Genomic DNA, 861 nt, shown 5'->3' on the forward strand with positions numbered 1-861 from the left:
TGACGGGATCCGGCCGCTACCGGGACGGCGTGTCCTATGTGGTGATCGACCACGGCGGCGGCTGGGCAACCCGCTACCTCCACATGGAGGTCCGCAGTCAGGCGAAGACCGGCACCACCGTGCGCCAGGGCGACAGGATTGGCAAGGTCAGCGACGTAGGGTCCCCCGGCGCCTACCACCTGCACTACGAACAGCGCCGCGGCCGCGAGATCGTCGCGGCCCGGTTCAACGGCGTCGCCTTCGCGTATCCCCGGCAGAACATCACCAGCAAGAACTGTCGCCCGTCCTCCGCCGAGTCCGGTGACTGGAACGGCGACGGCAAGCCCGACGTTCTGGCCCGCCAGACCTCCACCGGCACCGTCGTCCTGCACAAGGGCAACGGCAACGCCGCCTTCAAGCCCGGCAGCAGCCAGGCGGGCACCGGCTGGACCGGGATGAACGCGATCCTTCGCCACGGAGACTGGGACGGCGACCGGCACGAGGACGTCCTCGCCACCGAAACGGCCACCGGAGACCTCTTCCTCTACCGCGGCACCGGGAAGGGCACGTTCAAGACCGGCCGCACCCGCATCGACAACGGCTGGAACACCTACACCCCCATCGCCGCCGGTGACTTCGACGGCGACAGTCACAACGACCTCCTCGGCAAGCACAACACCACCGGACACCTCTTCCTCTACCGCGGCACCGGTACCGGCGGCTTGGCCGCCGGCTCCACCCGCATCGGCACCGGCTGGATGGGGTACGACCAGATCACCGGGGTCGGTGACTTCGACGGCGACGGCGACAACGACCTCGTCGCCCGCGAGAAGTCCACCGGACACCTCTTCCTCTACCGCGGCACCGGCACCGGCGGCTTGG

1 protein-coding gene is annotated in these 861 nt (G+C 69.2%); it reads left to right on the top strand.

Annotation, left to right across the window (positions count from 1 at the left end; genetic code table 11):
- The coding region (locus FF041_RS28930; RefSeq protein ID WP_194292209.1) for an FG-GAP-like repeat-containing protein at positions 1-861 on the top strand (861 nt) is incomplete at both ends.

It is taken from the genome of Streptomyces jumonjinensis (genome assembly GCF_009600885.1).
In the GTDB taxonomy this organism is placed as follows: Bacteria; Actinomycetota; Actinomycetes; order Streptomycetales; family Streptomycetaceae; genus Streptomyces; species Streptomyces jumonjinensis.